This window comes from Pseudoduganella sp. RAF53_2, from assembly GCF_052113985.1.
Lineage (GTDB): Bacteria > Pseudomonadota > Gammaproteobacteria > Burkholderiales > Burkholderiaceae_D > Rugamonas.
The window spans coordinates 1-8,341 of the sequence record NZ_JBFRDW010000391.1 but is presented as its reverse complement, the minus strand read 5'-3'; the positions used below and the strand labels follow the sequence as shown (position 1 = coordinate 8,341).

Below are 8,341 nucleotides of genomic sequence, written 5' to 3'. Positions count from 1 at the left end.
GGGTAAAACTCAATCATTCAAACACAGGCAAGTGCGCATAACCGGCAAGGTTATAGGGACAAGCCGTACGGGCAATTAGTATCAGTTAGCTTAATGCATTACTGCACTTCCACACCTGACCTATCAACGTCCTGGTCTCGAACGACCCTTCAARGAGCTCAAGGCTCYGGGAAATCTCATCTTAAGGCAAGTTTCCCGCTTAGATGCTTTCAGCGGTTATCTCTTCCGAACTTAGCTACCCGGCAATGCCACTGGCGTGACAACCGGTACACCAGAGGTTCGTCCACTCCGGTCCTCTCGTACTAGGAGCAGCCCCCTTCAAATTTCCAACGCCCACGGCAGATAGGGACCAAACTGTCTCACGACGTTTTAAACCCAGCTCACGTACCACTTTAAATGGCGAACAGCCATACCCTTGGGACCGGCTACAGCCCCAGGATGTGATGAGCCGACATCGAGGTGCCAAACTCCCCCGTCGATATGAACTCTTGGGAGGAATCAGCCTGTTATCCCCAGAGTACCTTTTATCCGTTGAGCGATGGCCCTTCCATACAGAACCACCGGATCACTATGTCCTACTTTCGTACCTGCTCGACTTGTCGGTCTCGCAGTTAAGCACGCTTATGCCATTGCACTATTAGCACGATGTCCGACCGTACCTAGCGTACCTTCGAACTCCTCCGTTACACTTTAGGAGGAGACCGCCCCAGTCAAACTGCCTACCATGCACTGTCCCCGACCCGGATCACGGGCCAAGGTTAGAACCTCAAACAAACCAGGGTGGTATTTCAAGGTTGGCTCCACGAGAACTGGCGTCCCCGCTTCAAAGCCTCCCACCTATCCTACACAGATTGGTTCAAAGTCCAATGCAAAGCTACAGTAAAGGTTCATGGGGTCTTTCCGTCTAGCCGCGGGTAGATTGCATCATCACAAACACTTCAACTTCGCTGAGTCTCGGGAGGAGACAGTGTGGCCATCGTTACGCCATTCGTGCAGGTCGGAACTTACCCGACAAGGAATTTCGCTACCTTAGGACCGTTATAGTTACGGCCGCCGTTTACTGGGACTTCAATCAAGAGCTTGCACCCCATCATTTAATCTTCCAGCACCGGGCAGGCGTCACACCCTATACGTCCACTTTCGTGTTTGCAGAGTGCTGTGTTTTTATTAAACAGTCGCAGCCACCAGTTTATTGCAACCTTTTCGCCCTTCCACAGTAAAGTGGTCAAGCTACCGAGGCGTACCTTTTCCCGAAGTTACGGTACCAATTTGCCGAGTTCCTTCTCCCGAGTTCTCTCAAGCGCCTTAGAATACTCATCTCGCCCACCTGTGTCGGTTTGCGGTACGGTCTCGTATGACTGAAGCTTAGAGGCTTTTCTTGGAACCACTTCCGATTGCTTCGCGCTACAAGAGCGCTCGTCCCAGTCCCTTGGATTACGTACCCGGATTTGCCTAAGTACCTCCTATGAACCAGAAACTGCCTATTCCAACAGGCAGACAACCTTCCGCGATCCGTCCCCCCATCGCATCATACGACGGTGCAGGAATATTAACCTGCTTCCCATCAGCTACGCATCTCTGCCTCGCCTTAGGGGCCGACTCACCCTGCTCCGATGAACGTTGAACAGGAAACCTTGGGCTTACGGCGTGCGGGCTTTTCACCCGCATTATCGCTACTCATGTCAGCATTCGCACTTCTGATACCTCCAGCAGCCTTTACAAGCCACCTTCGCAGGCTTACAGAACGCTCTCCTACCATATCCTTACGGATATCCGCAGCTTCGGTGACTGGCTTAGCCCCGTTACATCTTCCGCGCAGGACGACTCGATCAGTGAGCTATTACGCTTTCTTTAAATGATGGCTGCTTCTAAGCCAACATCCTGACTGTTTTAGCCTTCCCACTTCGTTTTCCACTTAGCCAATCTTTGGGACCTTAGCTGGCGGTCTGGGTTGTTTCCCTCTTGACGCCGGACGTTAGCACCCGACGTCTGTCTCCCAAGCTCGCACTCACCGGTATTCGGAGTTTGCAATGGTTTGGTAAGTCGCGATGACCCCCTAGCCATAACAGTGCTCTACCCCCGGTGGTGATACTTGAGGCACTACCTAAATAGTTTTCGGAGAGAACCAGCTATTTCCAAGTTTGTTTAGCCTTTCACCCCTATCCACAGCTCATCCCCTAATTTTTCAACATTAGTGGGTTCGGTCCTCCAGTGCGTGTTACCGCACCTTCAACCTGGCCATGGATAGATCACTTGGTTTCGGGTCTACACCCAGCGACTGGCGCCCTGTTCGGACTCGATTTCTCTACGGCTCCCCTATTCGGTTAACCTCGCCACTGAATGTAAGTCGCTGACCCATTATACAAAAGGTACGCCGTCACCCCTTACGAGGCTCCGACTGTTTGTATGCACACGGTTTCAGGATCTATTTCACTCCCCTCCCGGGGTTCTTTTCGCCTTTCCCTCACGGTACTGGTTCACTATCGGTCGATTACGAGTATTTAGCCTTGGAGGATGGTCCCCCCATCTTCAGACAGGATTTCTCGTGTCCCGCCCTACTTGTCGTACGCTTAGTACCACCGCTTGAATTTCGTGTACGGGGCTATCACCCGCTATGGCGCCTGTTTCCAAAGGCTTCCACTATCCAAACGACTATCACGTACAGGCTCTTCCCATTTCGCTCGCCACTACTTTAAAGGCAGTGGTGGAGGATGACGGGATCGAACCGACGACCCCCTGCTTGCAAAGCAGGTGCTCTCCCAGCTGAGCTAATCCCCCGCGAAACTTGGTGGGTCTGGTTGGGCTCGAACCAACGACCCCCGCGTTATCAACACGGTGCTCTAACCAGCTGAGCTACAGACCCGCGTGCTCTCGTTACTCTTTAATGAACAGCCGATAAGTGTGAACGTTTGAGTCCGAACCAGACTCTAGAAAGGAGGTGATCCAGCCGCACCTTCCGATACGGCTACCTTGTTACGACTTCACCCCAGTCACGAATCCTACCGTGGTAAGCGCCCTCCTTRCGGTTAAGCTACCTACTTCTGGTAAAACCCGCTCCCATGGTGTGACGGGCGGTGTGTACAAGACCCGGGAACGTATTCACCGCGACATGCTGATCCGCGATTACTAGCGATTCCAACTTCATGTAGTCGAGTTGCAGACTACAATCCGGACTACGATACACTTTCTGGGATTAGCTCCCCCTCGCGGGTTGGCGGCCCTCTGTATGTACCATTGTATGACGTGTGAAGCCCTACCCATAAGGGCCATGAGGACTTGACGTCATCCCCACCTTCCTCCGGTTTGTCACCGGCAGTCTCATTAGAGTGCTCTTGCGTAGCAACTAATGACAAGGGTTGCGCTCGTTGCGGGACTTAACCCAACATCTCACGACACGAGCTGACGACAGCCATGCAGCACCTGTGTGCAGGTTCTCTTTCGAGCACTCCCAAATCTCTYCRGGATTCCTGCCATGTCAAGGGTAGGTAAGGTTTTTCGCGTTGCATCGAATTAATCCACATCATCCACCGCTTGTGCGGGTCCCCGTCAATTCCTTTGAGTTTTAATCTTGCGACCGTACTCCCCAGGCGGTCTACTTCACGCGTTAGCTGCGTTACTAAGTCAATTAAGACCCAACAACTAGTAGACATCGTTTAGGGCGTGGACTACCAGGGTATCTAATCCTGTTTGCTCCCCACGCTTTCGTGCATGAGCGTCAGTTTTGACCCAGGGGGCTGCCTTCGCCATCGGTGTTCCTCCACATCTCTACGCATTTCACTGCTACACGTGGAATTCTACCCCCCTCTGCCAAACTCTAGCCTTGCAGTCTCCATCGCCATTCCCAGGTTAAGCCCGGGGATTTCACGACAGACTTACAAAACCGCCTGCGCACGCTTTACGCCCAGTAATTCCGATTAACGCTTGCACCCTACGTATTACCGCGGCTGCTGGCACGTAGTTAGCCGGTGCTTATTCTTCAGGTACCGTCAGCAGGCCTGGATATTAGCCAGACCCTTTTCTTCCCTGACAAAAGAGCTTTACAACCCGAAGGCCTTCTTCACTCACGCGGCATTGCTGGATCAGGGTTGCCCCCATTGTCCAAAATTCCCCACTGCTGCCTCCCGTAGGAGTCTGGACCGTGTCTCAGTTCCAGTGTGGCTGGTCGTCCTCTCAGACCAGCTACTGATCGTTGCCTTGGTGAGCCTTTACCTCACCAACTAGCTAATCAGATATCGGCCGCTCCAGGAGCACAAGGYCYKRMGRTCCCCTGCTTTCATCCTTAGATCGTATGCGGTATTAGCGTAACTTTCGCTACGTTATCCCCCACTCTTGGGTACGTTCCGATATATTACTCACCCGTTCGCCACTCGCCGCCAGGCCGAAGCCCGCGCTGCCGTTCGACTTGCATGTGTAAAGCATGCCGCCAGCGTTCAATCTGAGCCAGGATCAAACTCTTCAGTTCAATCTCTGTTTTAAGTCATTGCTGACTTGGTCGCTCACTCAAAATACTGACGAAATCTCTTGCGAGATTACGTTTMATTTTGYGCGAGCATTTGAAGCATATTATTTGAGCATCGYGCCATTCGGCGCGTTGGCCATCTTCAAACGCCCACACTTATCGACTGTTGATTTTTTAAAGATCGCTGCGTTTAGCGACAAATCGTTGTGTTTGTCAGCAGCAGAGAAGCGAGATTATGCGGTACAGCGTGCAACTCGTCAACCCTATGTTTTCAGCGCTTCGCGCTTCCTACATCTCGCTACGTTGCGTGTGCGTCGTTGCGAGGGACAGAACTATAGCGAACCGCAGCCATCCGCGCAAGAGTAAAATTCATCTTTTCGCGCCTGAGCTTCAATCATGACCATCCTGCTGTCCACTCTTAACGCCCGCTACACCCACGCTTCGCTGGGCCTGCGCTATCTGCTTGCCAATATGGGCGAACTGAAAGCGCAAACGCGCATCCAGGAATTCGTGATCGGCGCGAAGACGACCGAGATGGTCGAGCGCATCCTCGCGGCGCAGCCGAAGATCGTCGGCTTCGGCGTCTATATATGGAACGTGGAAGAAACTGCGCGCCTGATTGCGACGCTGAAGCGCGTGGCGCCGCAGGTGGTCATTGTGCTGGGTGGTCCGGAAGTCTCATATGAAACGGGCGAACAGGAAATCGCGCGACTGGCGGACTACGTCGTCACCGGCTGGGGCGACGTCACCTTCCCCAAACTGTGCGGCGAAATCCTGAATGGTCCGAAGCCGCTGATGAAAGTGCACGCCGGTGTGCAGCCGCCGATGGCCGAGATTACCCTGCCCTACTCGGAATACAGCGACGATGACCTGGCGCACCGCACCTTATATGTAGAAGCCTCGCGCGGCTGCCCGTTCAAGTGCGAGTTCTGCCTGTCCTCGCTGGATAAAACGGCCTGGCCATTCAATATAGATAATTTCCTGGCCGAGATGGAGTCGCTGCACGACCGCGGCGCGCGGCTGTTCAAGTTCGTGGACCGCACCTTCAACCTGAACATCAAGACCAGCCTGAAGATCATGCAGTTCTTCTTGGATAAACTGGCCGCAAATCCGGACGATCCGGTCTACGCCCACTTCGAGCTGGTGCCCGATCACCTGCCTGAAGCGCTGAAAGAAGGCATCGCCAAATTCCCGGCCGGGACGCTGCAATTCGAGATCGGCATCCAGAGCTTCAATCCGGTGGTGCAGGCGAATATCAGCCGCAAGCAGGATAACCAGAAGGCAGCGGACAACATCCGCTGGCTGTGCGAGCACTCCAACGTTCACATGCACGTCGACCTGATCGCCGGCCTGCCCGGCGAAACGGTGGAGAGCTTCGCGGAAGGCTTCGACAAGCTGTGGGCACTGGGCCCGCACGAAATCCAGTTCGGCATCCTGAAGCGCCTGCGCGGCACGCCGATCATCCGCCACACTGAGGAATTCGGCATGGTGTACGACCCTTATCCGCCCTACACTATTCTGGCCAACCGCGACATCGACTTCCCGACCATGCAGCGCCTGGTGCGCTTCGCCCGCTATTGGGACCTGGTCGCGAACTCCGGCCGCTTCACGCACGCCACGCCGGTACTGCTTGGCGAACACCCGTTCGCAAACTTCATGGCTTTCTCGGACTGGCTGTACGCGAATACGGACGCCACCCACCGCATCGCACTGGATCGCCTGGCGACCCTGGTCGGGCGCCGGCTGGAACAGCGCATGTCCGCCGGCGAAGTAACGGAGCTACTGGCGCGCGATGGGCATGGTGTAAAAAACAAGTCCGCACATCCAAGCGCCGCGCCGCAACGCCAGGCAAGACATATGGCAGCATAGGGACGGCACGGTAGACCTGCAGTTTGTAGCGCCCGAAACAAATCTCACTTACACTGGCGACATGCCTATTGCACAAGAGCCAACCTTAACCTTCAGCCCAGACGGGCGCGCTGTGACTGCCGATGGGACCTGGCAGGTCCATGCGCTCGCGAGCAAGCGGGTGATGAAGAAATTATCCGGCTGCCTGGAACGCTTGCGCGGCAAGAAGGATGTGCAATGGGACCTCAGTGGCATCGACAGCATGGACCACATCGGCGCTCAGATCTTCTGGGAAGCCTGGGACTATGCCCGTCCCGCCTCGCTGAAACTGGCCGACGGCCAGGACGAATTCTTCCATCGCCTTGAAACCACCGGCAAGATCCAGCTACCGCGTCCCCGCAAGGAGCATTTTGGCTGGGTGACTGCGCTCGGTTTCGGCATCCTGCACTTCCTGGAGCATTTGCGCGAATTCGTGAGCCTGATCGGGCAAGTCACGCAGGACGCAGGCCGCTTCCTGAAAAGGCCAATCAGCGGTCCCTGGCGTGAGATCTCGGCCAACATCTTCCACGCCGGCTTCCAGGCGCTGGGCATCACGGCGCTGGTGGGCTTTCTGATTGGCGTGGTGCTGTCCTATCTGTCGGCTCAGCAGCTGCGCAACTTCGGCGGCGACATCTATCTCGTGAACCTGCTCGGCATGAGCATCATCCGTGAACTGGGACCGCTGCTGGCGGCGATCCTGGTGGCGGGCCGCTCCGGGTCATCGATCACGGCGCAATTGGGCGTCATGCGCGTGACCGAAGAACTGGATGCGATGCTGGTGATGGGCATCTCGCACGGCTTCCGCCTGATCCTGCCGAAAGTCATTGCGCTGGCGATCTCGATGCCGCTGCTGGTGATCTGGACCGACGTCAGCGCCCTGGTGGGCGGCATGGTGGCAGCCAAGATCGAACTGAATCTGTCGGCGCGCTACTTCATTCAGAAGCTGCCGGCCGCGGTGCCGATCGCAAACTACATCATCGGCCTGCTCAAGGGCTGCGTGTTCGGCATGCTGATCGCGCTGGTGTCCTGCCATTTCGGCCTGCGCATCAAGCCCAACACCGAGAGCCTGGGCCGCGGTACCACGACGTCGGTGGTGACGGCAATTACCGTGGTGATCCTGGCGGACGCCGTGTTCGCCATCGTCTTCAATGGAGTGGGCTACTGATGAACGACCAGCCCAAACAGGAAGAAGAAAACTGCGGCTGTCCCGATGGCGAAGGGCAGCTCACGCTGGATGGCAGCGTGCCGGTAGTGGAAATCACCAACCTGCAGACCAAGTTTGGCCGCACGGTGATCCACAATGATCTGAATATGCGCATCTGGCAGGGCGAGATCCTGTCCATTGTTGGCGGTTCGGGCACCGGCAAGACCGTGCTGCTGCGCCAGATGCTGGGGCTGGAAYGCCCCACCAAGGGCTGCGTGCGCGTATTCGGCGAAGACATTTCGCTGGCCTCCTCCACCCACCTGCAGGAGCTGCGCAATCACTGGGGCATGCTGTTCCAGCAAGGTGCGCTGTACTCCGCGCTGAACGTGTTCGAGAACATCGCGCAGCCGCTGTGGGAGTTGAAGGTACTGCCCGAGGACCTGATCCGCGACGCGGTGCTGCTGAAGATGAATATGGTGGGCCTGGGCCCCGAGCACGCGAACAAGATGCCGTCCGATCTCTCCGGTGGCATGATCAAGCGCGTTGCGCTGGCGCGCGCGCTGGTGCTGGAACCGAAGCTGCTGTTCCTGGACGAGCCCACCGCCGGCCTGGACCCCGACCTGTCCGAAAGTTTCGTTTCGCTGATCAAGTCCCTGCACCGGGAGCTGGGGCTGACTGTGGTGATGGTCACGCACGACCTGGATACGCTGTTCGCACTCTCGACCCGCATTGCGGTGCTGGCCGAAAAGCACGTGCTGGTATGCGGTCCGACGAAGGAAGTGATCAAGACCGATCACCCGTTTATCAAGCAATTCTTCCTGGGCGACCGCGGCAAACGCGCGCTGGCCGGC

General features: G+C 56.1%; 3 protein-coding genes, 1 tRNA gene and 2 rRNA genes. 3 read left to right on the top strand and 3 right to left on the bottom strand.

Translation table 11 applies throughout. The features are described from left to right. Positions 1-54: 54 nt before the first annotated feature. From AB4Z11_RS20960 to AB4Z11_RS20950, 3 genes are all read right to left on the bottom strand, one after another. Positions 55-2,761: ribosomal RNA gene (locus tag AB4Z11_RS20960) — 23S ribosomal RNA — on the bottom strand. A 25-nt stretch (positions 2,762-2,786) separates the two neighbouring features. Next, positions 2,787-2,863: transfer RNA gene (locus tag AB4Z11_RS20955), tRNA-Ile, on the bottom strand. Between the two features lie 68 nt (positions 2,864-2,931). Then, a 16S ribosomal RNA gene (locus AB4Z11_RS20950) occupies positions 2,932-4,462 on the bottom strand. The 16S and 23S rRNA genes sit together here with 1 tRNA gene alongside, the layout of an rRNA operon. A 393-nt stretch (positions 4,463-4,855) precedes the next feature. On the opposite strand from AB4Z11_RS20950, the gene AB4Z11_RS20945 reads away from it, so the two are divergent. The 3 genes from AB4Z11_RS20945 to AB4Z11_RS20935 all read left to right on the top strand — a co-directional run. Then, the gene (locus AB4Z11_RS20945) at positions 4,856-6,328 is read left to right on the top strand and encodes a DUF4080 domain-containing protein (protein WP_442027429.1); all 1,473 of its coding nucleotides are present in this window, start codon (positions 4,856-4,858) and stop codon (positions 6,326-6,328) included. Positions 6,329-6,389: 61 nt separating this feature from the next. After that, on the top strand, positions 6,390-7,511 hold the full coding sequence (locus AB4Z11_RS20940) for an MlaE family ABC transporter permease (protein WP_442027427.1): 1,122 nt from the start codon (positions 6,390-6,392) through the stop codon (positions 7,509-7,511). Beyond that, on the top strand, positions 7,511-8,341 hold an 831-nt coding region (locus AB4Z11_RS20935), incomplete at its 3' end, for an ABC transporter ATP-binding protein (RefSeq protein ID WP_442027425.1). The genes AB4Z11_RS20940 and AB4Z11_RS20935, both read left to right, overlap by 1 nt.

Excerpts from the sequence above, each read along its gene's own strand:
- AB4Z11_RS20940 (WP_442027427.1), top strand. The coding sequence starts at position 6,390 with ATGCCTATTGCACAAGAGCCAACCTTAACCTTCAGCCCAGACGGGCGC.
- AB4Z11_RS20945 (WP_442027429.1), top strand. The coding sequence starts at position 4,856 with ATGACCATCCTGCTGTCCACTCTTAACGCCCGCTACACCCACGCTTCG.